11 protein-coding genes are annotated in these 14,671 nt (G+C 69.8%); 8 read left to right on the top strand and 3 right to left on the bottom strand.

The window, feature by feature from the left end; genetic code table 11:
* The first annotated feature begins 30 nt into the window (after window positions 1-30).
* The 3 genes from OEB96_RS29220 to OEB96_RS29210 all read left to right on the top strand — a co-directional run bounded on the left by OEB96_RS29220 (window position 31) and on the right by OEB96_RS29210 (window position 5,143).
* Window positions 31-1,491, top strand: a complete 1,461-nt coding sequence (locus OEB96_RS29220) for a vWA domain-containing protein (RefSeq protein ID WP_266220060.1) — start codon at window positions 31-33, stop codon at window positions 1,489-1,491.
* Complete coding sequence (locus OEB96_RS29215; RefSeq protein ID WP_266220059.1) at window positions 1,488-3,320, top strand: HEAT repeat domain-containing protein; 1,833 nt, start codon at window positions 1,488-1,490, stop codon at window positions 3,318-3,320. The genes OEB96_RS29220 and OEB96_RS29215 overlap by 4 nt, the downstream gene beginning before the upstream one ends.
* Before the next feature lie 359 nt (window positions 3,321-3,679).
* Entirely contained in the window at window positions 3,680-5,143 is a 1,464-nt protein-coding gene (locus OEB96_RS29210; protein WP_266220058.1) for an MATE family efflux transporter, read from the top strand.
* A gap of 73 nt (window positions 5,144-5,216) precedes the next feature.
* Here the strand turns inward: OEB96_RS29210 and OEB96_RS29205 are convergent, their stop codons facing one another.
* Window positions 5,217-6,047: a hypothetical protein gene (locus OEB96_RS29205; protein ID WP_266220057.1), complete on the bottom strand. Its 831-nt coding sequence runs from the start codon at window positions 6,045-6,047 to the stop codon at window positions 5,217-5,219.
* A gap of 491 nt (window positions 6,048-6,538) precedes the next feature.
* On the opposite strand from OEB96_RS29205, the gene OEB96_RS29200 reads away from it, so the two are divergent.
* The 5 genes from OEB96_RS29200 to OEB96_RS29180 all read left to right on the top strand — a co-directional run bounded on the left by OEB96_RS29200 (window position 6,539) and on the right by OEB96_RS29180 (window position 11,155).
* Window positions 6,539-7,087 carry an OmpA family protein gene (locus OEB96_RS29200; RefSeq protein ID WP_266220056.1) on the top strand — a complete coding sequence of 183 codons (549 nt, stop codon included), beginning with the start codon at window positions 6,539-6,541 and terminating at the stop codon, window positions 7,085-7,087.
* Window positions 7,088-7,119: 32 nt separating this feature from the next.
* The gene (locus OEB96_RS29195) at window positions 7,120-7,503 is read left to right on the top strand and encodes an AgmX/PglI C-terminal domain-containing protein (RefSeq protein WP_266220055.1); all 384 of its coding nucleotides are present in this window, start codon (window positions 7,120-7,122) and stop codon (window positions 7,501-7,503) included.
* Between the two features lie 146 nt (window positions 7,504-7,649).
* Window positions 7,650-8,489 (top strand): hypothetical protein, encoded by an 840-nt coding sequence (locus tag OEB96_RS29190; protein ID WP_266220054.1) that lies wholly within the window; start codon window positions 7,650-7,652, stop codon window positions 8,487-8,489.
* Window positions 8,486-10,210 (top strand): c-type cytochrome, encoded by a 1,725-nt coding sequence (locus OEB96_RS29185; protein ID WP_266220053.1) that lies wholly within the window; start codon window positions 8,486-8,488, stop codon window positions 10,208-10,210. The genes OEB96_RS29190 and OEB96_RS29185 overlap by 4 nt, the downstream gene beginning before the upstream one ends.
* Before the next feature lie 78 nt (window positions 10,211-10,288).
* Entirely contained in the window at window positions 10,289-11,155 is an 867-nt protein-coding gene (locus OEB96_RS29180; RefSeq protein ID WP_266220052.1) for a hypothetical protein, read from the top strand.
* Here OEB96_RS29180 and OEB96_RS29175 read toward each other — a convergent pair.
* A complete protein-coding gene (locus tag OEB96_RS29175) occupies window positions 11,138-13,318 on the bottom strand; it encodes a response regulator (protein WP_266220051.1) in 2,181 nt (726 codons plus the stop codon). The genes OEB96_RS29180 and OEB96_RS29175 overlap by 18 nt on opposite strands.
* Window positions 13,319-13,482: 164 nt before the next feature.
* Window positions 13,483-14,661 (bottom strand): cystathionine gamma-synthase, encoded by a 1,179-nt coding sequence (locus tag OEB96_RS29170; RefSeq protein WP_266220050.1) that lies wholly within the window; start codon window positions 14,659-14,661, stop codon window positions 13,483-13,485.
* Window positions 14,662-14,671: the final 10 nt, after the last annotated feature.

The raw sequence follows: 14,671 nt of genomic DNA, 5'->3' as shown, positions 1-14,671 counted from the left end.
CGAGACGAGCCCCTTCGGAAGACGAGCACCGTGGCCGAGCGTGGCGAACCAACCGGCTCCGCACAATTCGAGCGCCAGGTGGGCACCATGGCCCTGTCGCAGCTCGATGGATCCGGCGCGCTCTCGCTGATGCGCGCGGTGGCCTGGCACAACGCGCTGGCGCGGCTGGGCTACGCGGTGCCGCTGGTGGTGGTGCACGACCTCGGCTGTCTCGTCGCGGGCCTGGGGCGCCCGGCGAGCCAGCTGCGGGGCCTGGGCGACGCCGAGGTGGGGGAGGGCTGGCGGCGTCTATTGGTCGAGCTCCACGAGGCCGAGCTCATGCGCAGCCAGGCCGGGTGGAAGCACCGCGATCCCATGGTGGGGGTGGTGCTGGCGCGGATCCTCTCGAGCATCGTGCCGCAGCTCCCCGAGGAGGTTCGGGTGCTGCGGCCGTCGCTCTTGCCCACCGACGTCGTGCACTACACCCGAGTCGAGCCCACCTCCGCGTTCAGCCGCTACGATCAGTCGGTGGCCCAGGCGTGGCTGCGCAGCCTCGTCGAGCACCGTCTGCTCGCGATCCTCGAGGTGGAGCAGATCGACCTCGACGCGCTGCGCCTGCTGGGCCTGTTTCGCGGCGGCGATGCGCTCCCGGGCGTCGATCTGGCCGACCTCTACAACGTGATCATCAGCCCCTCGCTGGCCGACGTCATCGACTTCTCGATGGAGCTGTTGCCCTCGATCCTCGAGGTCAAGCGCGAGGCCGGGCAGCAGGCGTTCTCGATCGACGGCTACGCCTCGATCGAGCGCCGCGGCAACCTCGACGACCTAGTGCTGACCCAGCTGGCCTACGACGAAGAGGTGTTCGAGCAGAAGCTGGCCGACGGCGAGCTGTTCTACTTCACCCACGAAAAGCAGCACGACAGCGAGCGCCGCACCCACCAGGTGCTGGTCGACGGCAGCGCCTCCATGCGAGGGGTGCGCGAGGTGTTTGCGCGCGGCCTGGCCCTGGCCCTGTGCAAGCGCCTGGCGCTGCTCGGAGAGGACGTGATGCTGCGGTTCTTCGACAGCCGCCTCTACGAGGGGGTCAAGGTCACGGGGACCGGCAGCGCCGAGGTGCCCTATGCGCTTCAGTTTCGGGCCGAGCGCGGGCGCAACTACGCCCGCGTGATCCGCCAGCTCAACGCCGAGCTCGGCCAGCCGCGACGCCGCGAGGGCCAGCCGCTGGTCTACCTGCTCACCCACGGCGAGTGCCAGCTCCCGCCCGACGACGTGGCGCACCTGGCCGCGCGAGCCCCCATCTACGGGGTCTACATCCTCCCCGGAGGGCCGCTGTCGCTGCCCTATCTCGACAGCCTACATCGGATCCACGTGATCGATGCCGAGGCCATCAGCCACGGACGCCGGGCCCACAAGGCGCGGCAGATCCTCGACGAGGTGCAGGGCGATCTGCAGGGGCGCCCGGGCGGGCGCGCTCCGGCCCCGCGGGGGCGTCGCGGAGGGAGGCGCTCGTGATCGACACCGCCGTGCTGTGGGTGCGGGCCGAGGCCAACATGCGAGCGGGGCGCTACGCCGACGCGCTCGTGCACCTGCGGCACCTCATCGAGGTCGTCGATCGCATCGACTTCGAATACGAGGAGTGGCTGCGTGCGATGGTCGAGTGCCTGCGGGCGCTGGCGCTGTGGCGCGAGGCGGCCGCGTGCGCGGCCTATCTGGGGGCCACCGAGCTCCCCGGTCCCGGGACCTTCGAGCAGCAGCAGGCGCGGACCCAGGCCGGCGACGCGCTGGCGCGCCGGGGCATGCGCCTGATGGGCATCTACCTGTCGCGTGCGGGCGAGCACGGGGCCGCCGCGCAGTGGCTGTCCGCCGCGGGCATGCCCGCGCACCATGCCATCGAGCTCGAGCGCGCCGGCAAGGATGCCGACGCCGCCGTGCTGTGGCAGGAGATCATGAACGTGGACGGCCTGCAGGGCCGCCCCTACGAGCTGGCCCTGGCCAAGATCAACTACGGCCTGTGCCTGCATCGCCTGGGCCACGATCGCGCGCGCCTGGCCCTGGCCGAGGCCACCACTGCCGTCGAGGAGGTGGCCGATGCGTTCGAGACCGAGGGACTGCGCGAGCGGGCGTTCGATTGCTATCAGCTGCTGGCACGCCTGGGCAGCGAGGCCGGCGCGTTCGAGAACGTGGCCGAGGGCTACCTCAACAGCGTGCGGATCCTTCGCGACGACGGGCTCAAGCTCGACGCCCTGCGCCTCTACGAAGCGTTCGTGACCCTGGCCCGGCGCTCGGGCGAGTGGCACGCCGCGGCCGGGATCCTGCGCGAGGCGGCCGACTACTGCACCCGGGCGGCGCTGCCCTACGCCGACGACCTACGCCTGCGCAGCGCCGAGGCCTGGCTGCGGGCGGCGGGCGAGGCCCAGGCGGCCGGGCACCCGCTGCAGATCGTCGAGAACGCGCTGCTGGCTGCCGCCGAGTCGTTCGCCTCCGTTCGTGCGCTGCGCCAGGTGGTCGAGGTCTACCGACGCCTCGCCGCGCTCGAGCTGCCGCTCAAGGCCCGCGAGCGCTACCGTCGGCTCGTCGATCGCCTCGGTGAAGATCAGCAGGATGCGCCGCGGCCCGTGCCCGTTCCCGAGTACCTCAAGCAGCTGCCCGAGTACGAGGAGGTCTGGTACGTCGATCTCGCCGAGTGGGAGCTCGATGGCGATCCCGGGCTCATCGCGGCCGGGATCATGGCCGACCGCCGCTTCCCCGACTTCGTGCGACGCCATGCGCTGCTGCTGGTCCTCGATCTCGAGCGGCGTGGCGTCGAGGTCGATCCCGTCGACGTGGTGCGACGCCTCGAGTCCATCCGGGCCTATCCCGTGATCGCTGCGCTCGAGCACCTGTTCATGCGCCCGGTGCCCAAGGTGCGCGAGGCGGTGGCCGCCGCCATGGGCAGCCTGCGGTTCAAGCGAAGCTTCACGCTGGTGGGTCAGGCCCTGCGCGACGACGTGGCCGCGGTGCGCGAGGCGGCCGCCAACGCCACCTCGCGCCTGATCTTCCCGCACGCGTTCGAGCCCTTGCGGCGGATCTTCGAGGCCCGCGATCTTCCCGATCCCGAGCGGGCTCACGCGGCCGCGCTGCGGGCCATCGGCAAGATCAACACCGTAGAGGCGCTCGAGTGCCTGTGCGATCGGCTACGCGAGGGCAACAAGCAGCACGTGGAGCTGGCCATCAACGCCCTGCTCGAGCTGACCAATCCCGAGCTGCTGCCCTACCTGCGCCACCAGATCGAGCTGGTTCCGCCGGCTCATCGTGCCGTGCTCGAAGACACCATGCGGCGGCTCGAGCGTCGCATGCGGTAGCTCGGGCCGCACCGCTCGACCCGACCGATCGCGGAGCGAGCAAGGGCGAACGAGAGCGTCCAGCACTGGCGACGAATTCCGCATGACCCTCGGTGCCACCGGCCGAGAGCCGGTGGCGAGGCATGTGAGGTCCCGCGGGTTTGCTTGACGTAGTTCTGGGCCCCGGCTAGCTTGGCTCTCGGTCCCATGTTCACCGTGACTCCCCGATCGCTGCTGTGATGCGAGCCGCCCCGGCCACGGGGTGACCTCGCATTCGGATCTGGAAGGCCGTCGACGCTCCGTCCGGCACTCCACGCAGGCGCAACGATCTCCTCCGGCGGTGCTCGTGCTCGAGCGATCGCCCGCGAAACGGATTCACGATGAGCGACTCGGCACAATCTTCGTCACGCTTGCAGCAGGTCGCCACGGCCGGCGAGGGCCATCACGGTGCACCCCAGGCCAACGTCTCGGGCTGGGCCCTGTGGCTCGAGGCCCTTCGCGGCAGCGAGCAGGACTTCGCCCGGCTCGAGCTGCGCAAGGCGATCCCCCTGCTGGCCATCCCCATGGTGCTCGAGATGGCCATGGAGGCCGTCTTCGCCATCGTCGACGTGTTCTTCGTGTCCAAGCTGGGACCGGACGCGATCGCCACGGTCGGCCTCACGGAATCGCTGGTCACGCTGGTCTATGCGCTCGGCATCGGCATCGCCATGCCGGTCACGGCCATGGTGGCGCGACGGGTGGGGGAGGGCGATCGCAAGGCCGCGTCGCACGTCGCAGGGCAGGCGCTGCTCATCGGTCTGGGCCTGGGCTTGGCGATCGGCCTGCCCGCGCCGTGGGTGGCCGGGAGCCTCTTGCAGGCGATGGGGGCCGAGCCCGCGGTGGTGGCGGGAGGCGGCGGCTATGCGGCGGTGATGCTCGGCACCAACGCCGTGATCATGCTGCTGTTCATCCTCAACGCGGTCTTTCGCGGGGCAGGCGATGCAGCCCGAGCGATGCGAGCGCTGTGGATCGCCAATGGGATCAACATCGTGCTCGATCCCTGCCTCATCTTCGGCTGGGGCCCGTTCCCCGAGCTCGGCGTCACGGGAGCCGCGGTGGCCACGGCCATCGGCCGGGGCGTGGGCGTGCTCTACCAGATCCGCGCGCTCATGGCCGGACCACGACTGCGGCTCGACCTCGACGCGCTGCGGCCCGCGCCGCGGATCATCGGCAACATCCTGCGCCTGTCGGTGGGCGGGGTGGGGCAGTACCTCATCGGCACGGCCAGCTGGATCGTGCTGGTGCGGATCCTGGCGGGCTTTGGCTCGGAGGTGGTGGCCGGATACACGGTCGCCATCCGCATCGTGATCTTCGTGCTGCTCCCGTCGTGGGGCTTTGCGAACGCCACCTCCACGCTGGTGGGGCAGAGCCTGGGGGCCGACGATCCGGCTCGGGCGGAGCGAGCCGTGCTCTACAGCGGGCTCTACAACATGGCGTTCCTGGGCCTGGTGTCGCTCGTGCTCATCGCCTGGCCCGAGGCGGTGGCGGGCCTGCTCACGCAGGATCCGGCCGTGCTCCACCATGCGTCTCGCGGCCTGATGATCATCAGCTTCGGCTACGTGTTCTACGCCTGGGAGATGGTGCTGGTGAACGCCTTCAACGGCGCCGGTGACACGCGAACGCCCTCGCTGGTCAATCTCGTCGCGTTCTGGGCGGTCGAGATCCCGCTCGGCTGGTTCTTGTCCCACGCGCTCGGCTGGGGCCCCGACGGCGTGTTCGTGGCGATCGCGGTGGCATACTCGCTCGCCGCCGTGATCGCATACCTGGCGTTTCGGCGGGGGCGGTGGAAGGAGGTGCGAGTCTAGGCCGGCGAGCCGGCCGGCAAGGCCCTGCGGCGCCGTGAGGCGACGCTCCCGAAGGGGCCGCCAAGGATGATGACTAGCCCATCCAGTACGAGAGCCCCATCGTCAGCATGTTGGCCATGGGCATGTCGCCCTTGAAGCTGCCCACGAGCGCCTGGTAGCCGATCGAGATCCCAAAGCCATGGAAGTAGCGGCGGTTGCCCGCACCCGCGAGCCCCAGATCCAGCCGCACCCGCGGTCCGTGCGGGACGAGGTTCTGGGTCAGCTCGGCCACGAAGCGCGGATCCTCGGCCTGCGGTGCGAGGACGGTGGGCGCGTCGCTGCGCTGATCGACCGCTCCGTAGAACACGTCGTAGCCGATCCGTAGATCCGCGAATCCATGGGACATCAAGGCCAGCCGTCCCAGGCCGAGCGTCAGGCCCCCGCCGAGGAGGGCATTGAGCTCCGCCCCGGTCTCCGGTGGCAGGAGCACTCGACCTGCGAAGCCGGTCAGCGTGCCGGCAACGCCAATGCGGTTCCACGCCGGCCCCACGTCGACCGACGCACCACCCATGCGGCCATTGAGGCGATCTCGACCGCCGATGTTGGCGAACATGAGCCGCCCCGCCACATTGATCTGCATCGGATTGTTCGCGGGGCGGTAGCGCGCCGCGTAGGCTTCCTCCATGGCTTCGGCTCGCTCCTCGGGCGAGAGGCCATCGCCAGGGCTGGCGGCCGGGCGAGTGACGACGGGCGCCACGGGCTCGGGCTCGGGCGCATCGAGCAGCGTTGGATCGATGCCACTGGCAGGGTCCTCACCCGCGGAGGCAGGCTCCGAATTGGTGGGCTCCGGATCGCTCGTTGCAGTTCCTTCGGTGGGCTCGGGTACGGTCTGCTCGGGAGCAGGGACCTCGGTCGGCGCCTCCACGGGGACCGGTTCGGGCGAGATCGGCTCGGGAGCAGCGTTCGGCTCCGGGACGCTCGCGAGTGCATCCGGCTCCGTGGCCGATGCTGGTGCTGCACTCGCGGTTGAACTGAACGCAGGTACGGCCACCAACAATGCCAAGAGCGACGCTCGTGAGCTGACCCGGGAGCAAGGGCGAGAAGCCATCGGCCCTAGGCTAGCGCCGACTTCGAGCGAGGGCGAGCAATGAACGCAACACGCTGTCGGTGGGGCATTATGGGTCGTGAGCTTGGGCTCGGGTAGACAGGGGGCGGTGTGCCTAGGCCGAGGGTTGACGTTTTCCCATGTCGGTCTAGAGTGCGCGCACCCAAGCACCGGTCGGGGCGATGCGCATGCATCGCTTCGACCACTACCCCGAATTTTCAAGGACGGAGATCGAAATGCACGCTCATCGTCTTCCCGCACGCCGATCCGTCGGACTGTTCGCGGTGGGTCTATTGTCAGCCTCATTCGTGATGGCCGGCTGTGCCCCCCGCATCTGGAGTGACGACTCCGGCATGGCCATCCTCGGGACCGCACCGGAGCCCGAGGCCGCGCCTGCCCCCGAGCCCGAGCCGCAAAAGCGGGTCGAGGTTCGTGACAACAAGATCGTCATCAACGAGAAGGTTCAGTTCGAGTTCGACTCGGCCAAGATCAAGGAAGAGTCCCACGACCTGCTCAACGAGGTGGCCAAGGTCATCAAGGAGAACCCGCAGATCAAGAAGCTCTTGGTCGAGGGGCACGCCAGCGCCGAGGGCAGCGACGCCCACAACCTCAACTTGAGCGATCGCCGAGCCAAGGCGGTCATGAAGTACCTCGCCGACAAGGGCGGGATCGACAAGAAGATGCTCACCGCCAAGGGCTTCGGCGAGACCCGCCCGCTGGTCACCCCCGGCGAGGACCAGCGGAACCGTCGCGTCGAGTTCACCATCACCGAGCAGGTCGTCACCGAGACCAAGGTCGAGGTCGACGATCAAGGCAACGAGAAGGTCCTCGAGCAGAACAAGGTCAAGGCCGGCGGCTGAGCCGACGCTCGATCTCGAAAGGAGAAACCACCATGCGCAAGACCATCGCTCTGTTCGTCCTCGTGGCCCTTGGCACCGGCTGCAGCTTCATCGCGCGCGACACCGAGACCTACAAGCAGGAAAACCGGTCGCTGCTCGAGACGCGCACGCCCGACATCAAGGCTTGCTACGATCAGGCCCTGGCGGCCAACCCCAACCTCAAGGGTGAGGTTGCCGTCAGCTACACCATCGAGAAGAAGACCGGCAAGTTCGCCAACATGACGGTGCTGGCCGACAAGACCACGGCCCCCGAGGAGCTGCAAAACTGCGTGATGGCGGCGCTCGAGGGCCTGCAGTTCGCCAAGCCCGATCAGCGCGACGGGATCGTCGAGTCCTTCACCTGGAGCTTCCAGGGGCAGGGCAAGCCGGCGGTCTAGTCGTCCATCCCTCGGTCGTCTCCCGCTCCCCGGCCTTCACGAAGGCCGGCACGAAGGCCCGGAATCGCCAGCATGGCGCCCGGGCCTTCGTCGATCGGACAGGACGGTGGGCTCGCGGGGATCGATGTGCAATCCTCGTCGTCACCGTGGTGATGTCCTCGGTCGCGCTGCTCCTGGGCTGGGTCGTGATCTCGTCCGCACCGGCTTCGCCGGTCGATGACGACGCCAGCGCGGCGACGGAGCTTCCCATCGGTGGGGTCGCGCCGCTGCAAGGGGGAGCCTCGGCTCCATCCGCGCCGGCATCCACGATCCCCGTCGATGCGGCCGAGCCGCTCGATCGTCCCGTCTCGAGCGACGCCAGCCCGGCATCGTCGAGCATTCCCATCACCGGGACCCGGCCTCTGCCCCAGGTCCCCGAGCGGATCGAGCCTCCCCCCGATCCCAAGAGCACCCGCATGGTTCGCCAGGACGTGATGCTCGGTCCCGTGTGGAGGGTTCGACCGGTCGACACCATGGTGACCACCGGAGCCACCCTGGGCCACGAGCACGGCCTCTCGGGCACGGTGCACGCCGGCATGATCCTGGCGTCCGACCGCAGGCAGGTCCAAGCGTTCGACTTTCCCTTCGGGGTGGGCGCGGTGTATCGCGCTCGGCTGGGTCATCGATCCGTGTATGGCAGTGTGGGATTGACGGCGGGACTGCTGGTGCACCGTGCGCGGACCGTGCTCGGGGTGACGCATCGGGTCGATCCAGACCTTCGATTGCCGCTTCGATTCGACTGGACGATTTCGGCGGCCACTGGCCTCAGCCTGGCCTTCGTGCCGGGATACAGCGTTCGGGAGCGTAGCTACCTGCGCCGGGGTGCACCGGTGTGGAGCCGCAGCGCGGTGCGGCTCGGGCTCGTCATTGGGCTACACTGGGACATCGTGCAGAGGCGGGCGAGACCCCGCCGTCAGGTCGATCGCAGACGGGGTGGTGAGCGATGAAGCAGCTCGGGATGGTGCTGGGAGCGGGATTGTTGGCGCTGGCGAGCTGTGAGGACGTCATCGACCTCGATCCGGTCGACGATCGAGCGGCGGTGGAGGCCTCGGTGCGGCCCAAGCCGATCTCGGGCGGGACGTTGCTGGTCACCGCGGATGGCCTTGCGGTGGCGGCGGACCCGGATCGCGATCGGGTCTACCTCGTCGACGTCCCCGAGCGCGCCGTGCGGGGCACGGTGATCCTCGAGCCCGGCGACGAGCCGGGACGCGTGGTCGAAGGCAGCGAGGGCAGAGTCCACGTGGTCCTGCGCGGATTCGGGGGCGTGGCCACCCTCGATCGGACCGAGGGGACCGTGCTCGCCCGGCGCTGGGTGTGTCCCGACCCGCGCGGCCTGGCCCACGACGCGGAGCGTGGGGAGCTCTTGGTGGCCTGCGCCGACGGAGCGCTCGTGCACCTCGACGAGGCGACGGGTCAGGAACGGCTGCGGGCCGTGCTCGAGCCCGACCTTCGCGACGTGGTGCTGGTGGATGGACAGCCCCACGTCTCCCAGTTCCGCACGGCGAAGCTCTTGCGCGAGTACGGCAGCCCAACATCCCCCCGGGCCCTCGACGACTTCCAGGCCCACGTGGCGTGGCGGACGGTGGTCGACCCCGAGAGCGGCCGCATCACCATGCTGCATCAGCTGGCGAGCGTGAGCCCCGTACCCATCGAGCCCGATCCCGAGGATCTGCGAGAGGACGAGCCGCTGCCCTACGGAGGGGGCGGCGGCTTCTGCCGCCCCGGCATCGTGAGCGCGGCCGTGACCACCGTCGATCCCGATGGCGCGATTCGGACCACCCCAGTCCCCAACGCCGCGCTGGCCGTGGACATGGCCGTGTCACCCAAGGGATGGGTTGCGCTCGCGCTGCCCGGACGCGCGACGTCGACGGTGGCGGTGCTGCCCAGCCCCGAGGACGGCTGCTTCCTCGTCTCCGACGAGGCAGAGGACCAGGGGCAGGTCACCGCGGTGGCCTTCCAGGGCAGCGATACCTTGGTGATGCAGAGCCGCGAGCCGGCTCGCATCCTGGTCAAGACCGATCCGTTCGGTGGTCCGGTCGACGTCATCGAGCTGCCCGGCGAGTCCCGCTTCGACACCGGGCACGAGATCTTCCATCGTGCCACCGAGTCGGGCCTGAGCTGTGCCTCGTGCCACCCCGAGGGGGCCGACGACGGGCACGTGTGGGACTTCATCGGTCTGGGTCCGCGCCGCACCCAGGTGCTCGACATCGGCATCGGCGACACGGCGCCGTTCCACTGGGATGGCGACATGGGCGACCTCGACGTGCTGATGGTCGAGGTGCTGGCTCATCGCATGGGAGGCATGCGGCAATCCGCGGAGCGCAGCGACTCGTTCCGTCGCTGGGTGTTCGACCAGCGACGGCCCCCGGCCGACGCCGGGGGAGACGATGCCACCCTGGTCGCGGCGGGCGAGGACCTGTTCGTGTCCCTGGACTGCGTACGCTGCCACGCCGGCCCCGATCTCGGTGGCACGATGACCACCCCGGTTCGCGGCCAGGACCTCCAGGTCCCGAGCCTGCGTCGCGTGTCGCTGCGGCCCCCGTTCATGCACGACGGGCGCTCGCGTACGATCGAGGACGCGGTGCGCGACATGATCGTGTCGACCACCGCGTTCGACATCGAGGAGGACGAGGTGGCGGCACTCTCGGCCTACATGCGCACGCTGTGACGCGGCGGCCGCGACGGTGCGGCCACGGGCCCACCCGAACCCTTGCCGACCCCCTGGGGAGCAGGGATACGATGGGCCATGCCCCCGACCGATGAGACCGCGCGCCCGCTGCGGCTCGCCTCCCGGCGGCGCCGTGCGGCGTGGATCGTCGCGGGCGGCGCGTCGCTCTTGATCTCGGCGTCGGCCGCTGGCGCCTCGCCGGCCAAGTCCCCGGCGGCCTCGCGGGACCGCAGCACCGCGACGACGGATGCCGACGAGCCCGCCGTGCCGGAGGTCGCCCCCGCGGTGGCGACGTCGTCCGAGGAGGTCGTTGGACCCGCGCCCGATGCCATCGAGGTCGTGCCTCCATCGCCCGTCCCGCCTGCTCTCGGGCTCGAGGGCTCCGTCGACGCGGGGGCCACCGAGCCCATCACCGATCCCGCAACCGCTCAGGCCGTGCTCGACGCGGCCTGGGAGGGCGTGGATGGCTTCGTGGTGGAGCTCGAGCTGCAGGACCACCAGACGATGGTGGGGCGCGTGGGAGCCGTGCAGCGCGACACCTTCACCCTGATCCAGGCCGACACCGGCGCCGTGCTGGTGCTGCCCAAGAGCGGGGTGGTCTCGCTGCGGGTGCACATGCCTCCTCCACTGCCCACCGAGACGGGCTCGGGGGCCCTGATCGGCGGGGCCATCCTCACCACGCTGGGGTCGCCCGTGTTCGTGTCGGGCGTGGTGTTCCTGGGGATCTGCTCCGATTGCGTGGAGCTGCACCTCCCGATGCTGTTCGTTGGCGGAGGGGCGCTCGCGGGGGGGATCACGTTGCTCGCGCGCGGGACCCGGCGTCGCAACGCCTACCGCGAGGCGATGCAGGAGCGCAGCATCGCTCCGGTCGCGTTCGTCGGTCGCCAGGGCCAGGGCCGGGACCAGGGCCGGGTATGGCTGGGCGGGCTATCGCTTCGCTTCTGACCGAGCACGGCGCGCGGCCGCGCCCCGTGCCAAGACGTCGAGCAGCTCGTCGAGCCGGAAGGGCTTGCCGAGGTGGTCGTCCATGCCTGCGTCGAGGCACCGCTCGCGATCCATCTTGGTCGCCGCGGCCGTCACCGCGACCACGAACGGCTGCTGCTCCTCCGGGAAGTCCTCCCGAAGGCGAGCCGTGGCCTCGAGCCCGTCCATCTCGGGCATCTGCATGTCCATGAGGACCACGTCGTAGGACTGCCGGCGCAGGGAAGCGAGCACCTCCATGCCATTGCCGGCCACGTCGGGGCGGTAGCCCAGCCGCTTGAGCATGGCCACCACGAGCCGCTGGTTGATCGGGTTGTCCTCGGCCACGAGCAGCCGCAAGGGTTGTCGTGCAGCCAGCTCCGGGTCGTAGGCCGATTCCACGACCGCTTCGGTGAGCTCCTCCGGTGGTCCTCCGGCCAGGAGCTCGGACAGCTGCGCATACAGGGCGGCGGCCTTGAGCGGCTTGACGAGGAACGAGGACAGCAGCCGTAGCTCCGTCTGCGGCGGACGCCACGCCACCGAGGTCAGCATGACCAGGGGCAGCGTCTCACGATGCTGTCGGATCCGCCGTGCGAGCTCCATGCCGTCCATGTGCGGCATGTGCATGTCGAGGATCGCCAGGTCGAACGCAGGATCGTGGTGGGAGAGCAGCTCGAGCGCCTCGGAGCCCGACGCGGCCTCGTGCACGCTCATCCCCCACGATTGCGCTTGTTGTCGCAGGATCTTGCGGTTGATCGCGTTGTCGTCGACCACCAGCAGGCGCTTGCCCCGGAGATGAGGCTGGTCCGTCCGCAAGAACGTGGGCACCGAGATCTCGGCAGGGCGAGCGGGGAGCGTGAGCTGGAACCGCGACCCTCGGTGAAGCTCGCTCTCGACCCATAGCCGGCCTCCCATCGCCTCCACCAGACGGCGGCTGATCGCCAGGCCCAGTCCCGTGCCCCCGTACTTGCGGGTCGTCGATGCATCCACCTGGCTGAAGGGGGCGAACAACGAGTCGATGCGCTCGCTGGGGATTCCGATCCCGGTGTCACGGACCTCGATCCGCACCAGGCGTTGCCCGGGTGGCAGCGCGGGGTCGTCGACGGACGGTGAAGCCAGCGAGACGGTCACCGACACCTGGCCCCGCTGGGTGAACTTGACCGCGTTGGAGAGCAGGTTGGTCAGCACCTGTCGCACGCGCGTCAGGTCGCCCACGATCGCCGGGGGAACCTCCGGTTCGATCAGGTAGCTCAGCTCGAGCCGCTTGGCAGCCGCAGTGGCCGCCACGAGATCGAGCGCGGACTCGATGCACGCGTGCAGCAGGAACGGCTCGTGCTCGAGCATCATCTGCTCGGCCTCGATCTTCGAGAAGTCGAGGATGTCGTTGATGATGGCCAGCAGGGTGTCGCCGCTGTCTCGCACGGTGCGCGCAAAGGCGAGCTGCTCCTCGTCGAGCCGGGTCTCGAGCAAGAGCCCCGTCATGCCGATCACCGCGTTCATGGGGGTGCGGATCTCGTGGCTCATGTTGGCCAGGAACTCGGACTTGGTTCGGGCGCTGTGCTCCGCCGCCTCCCGGGCCTCTTCGGCCGCGGCCTGGGCGGCCGCGAGCGCCTCGTTGGCCTCGCGCAGCTGCGTGGTGGCGGCCTCGAGGCTGTCGTTCTTCCTGCGCAGCACGGCCGCCACCGGGAGGGCGAACACGCTGACCGACACCATGCCGACCGCCGCGTACGCCAGCGCGGGACTCAGCCCCGCATGCTCGGCGGTGGCCCAGAGGCTCCCGACGATCAGCGTCACCGAGGCCAGCACGGCGCCGCGAAAACGCGAGATGAATGGGAATGCCAGCAGCGTGGGCAGGGCGATGATCCAGCCGGGGAATCGTGGACCCGCGAGCCACACCAGGGGCGGGAGCAGCAGCAGGCTGATGAGCGGCCGCGTGGGGCCCCTCAGGACGTCCAGGAGCGGGCCCCGGGCCAGCTTGCGGTGGATGACGATTGCGGTGGCGGCGTTGAGCACGAAGTAGGCGCCGCCCACCAGACCCGCGAGCGATCGATCCTCCGCGGTCGCGATGAGCAGCACGACGAGCGCGCCGGCGGAGAACGGCATCACTCGATCGAGCAGCTGCGACAGGAATACATTGAAGTCCCGCATCCAGATCCTTGGCGGCGTGCGCCCGGCCCCGGCCCGGCGTACGCTCGCCGAGGTCGTCCGGACGCCCCGAGAGTACCGGAAGCGGCTTGCGTCGGGCGGAGCGCGGTCGGTGCGGGAAACCCCGATGATGATCGACGACGACGACGATTGGTCGTCGTGCACCGTCAGGCGACCGAGAGGCCGTGCTCGAGGTCGGCCATCAGATCGTCGACGTGCTCGACCCCCACGCTCAGGCGGATGAAGCCGTCGTCGATTCCGAGCGCCGCGCGCTGCTGAGCGGGCACCGAGGCATGCGTCATGATGGCCGGATGCTCGATGAGGCTCTCCACGCCGCCGAGGCTCTCGGCCAGGGTGAACACGTGCAGGGCCGAGAGGAACCGGCGCGAAGCAGGTAGACCACCGCGCAGGACCATCGAGATCATGCCGCCGGGGCCCTTCATCTGCCGCTGCGCCAGTGCGTGCTGAGGGTGGCTGGGGAGTCCCGGGTAGAGGACGCGCTCGACCTTCGCGTGCCCCTCCAGCCAGCTCGCGATCCGCTGGGCATTGGCCTGGTGCCGCTCCATGCGAAGGTGCAGCGTCTTGAGCCCGCGCAGCGTGAGGTAGCAATCCTGCGGGCCAGGGACGGCGCCGCACGAGTTCTGCAGGAACGCCAGGCGCTCGGCCAGCGCGGGATCGCTGACCACGATCGCTCCGCCGACGGAGTCGCTGTGCCCGCCCACGTACTTGGTGGTGCTGTGCACCACGAGGTCGGCACCGAGCTCGAGCGGGCGCTGGAGCACCGGCGAGGGAAAGGTGTTGTCCACCGCCAACAGCACGCCGCGCTGCTTGCAGATCGCAGCCACGGCTGCGATGTCGGCGATCTTGAGCATGGGGTTGGTGGGGGTCTCGATCCACACCAGCTTGGTGCTCGGCTCGATCGCGTCGGCCACCCGCTGGGGATCGGTGGGATCGACATAGGTGAACGTCTGGCCCCGCCGGGCCATCACGCGGTCGAACAGGCGGATGGTGCCGCCGTAGAGATCGTCGGCCGCGACCACGTGATCGCCGGCATCGAGCAGCTGGATCACGGTGGTGGTGGCCGCGCACCCCGAGGCGAAGCAGTAGCCGAAGCGCCCGCCCTCGGCCGCGGCCAGGGCCCGCTCGAGCGCGTAGCGGGTGGGGTTGTGGGTGCGGCTGTACTCGAAGCCGGTGTGCTCGCCCGGGGCCCGCTGGGCGTAGGTCGACGACTGCGAGATCGGGGGCATCACCGCCCCCGTCACCGGATCGGGCGATTGCCCCCCGTGGATGAGCAGGGTCTCGAGCCGAAGCTCGCCTTGCGATGGATCGTTCGCGTACTCGGCCATGGCGTGTAGG

This window comes from Paraliomyxa miuraensis (assembly GCF_026337845.1).
GTDB lineage: Bacteria > Myxococcota_A > Polyangia > Nannocystales > Nannocystaceae > Paraliomyxa > Paraliomyxa miuraensis.
Note: the sequence above shows the minus strand (reverse complement) of the source record. Positions and strands in the feature narration are given on the sequence as shown.

Coding starts and splice junctions, on each gene's coding strand:
- OEB96_RS29175 (WP_266220051.1), bottom strand. CDS start 13,318: ATGCGGGACTTCAATGTATTCCTGTCGCAGCTGCTCGATCGAGTGATG.
- OEB96_RS29195 (WP_266220055.1), top strand. CDS start 7,120: ATGCGCAAGACCATCGCTCTGTTCGTCCTCGTGGCCCTTGGCACCGGC.
- OEB96_RS29185 (WP_266220053.1), top strand. CDS start 8,486: ATGAAGCAGCTCGGGATGGTGCTGGGAGCGGGATTGTTGGCGCTGGCG.
- OEB96_RS29170 (WP_266220050.1), bottom strand. CDS start 14,661: ATGGCCGAGTACGCGAACGATCCATCGCAAGGCGAGCTTCGGCTCGAG.
- OEB96_RS29200 (WP_266220056.1), top strand. CDS start 6,539: ATGGCCGGCTGTGCCCCCCGCATCTGGAGTGACGACTCCGGCATGGCC.
- OEB96_RS29180 (WP_266220052.1), top strand. CDS start 10,289: ATGCCCCCGACCGATGAGACCGCGCGCCCGCTGCGGCTCGCCTCCCGG.
- OEB96_RS29210 (WP_266220058.1), top strand. CDS start 3,680: ATGAGCGACTCGGCACAATCTTCGTCACGCTTGCAGCAGGTCGCCACG.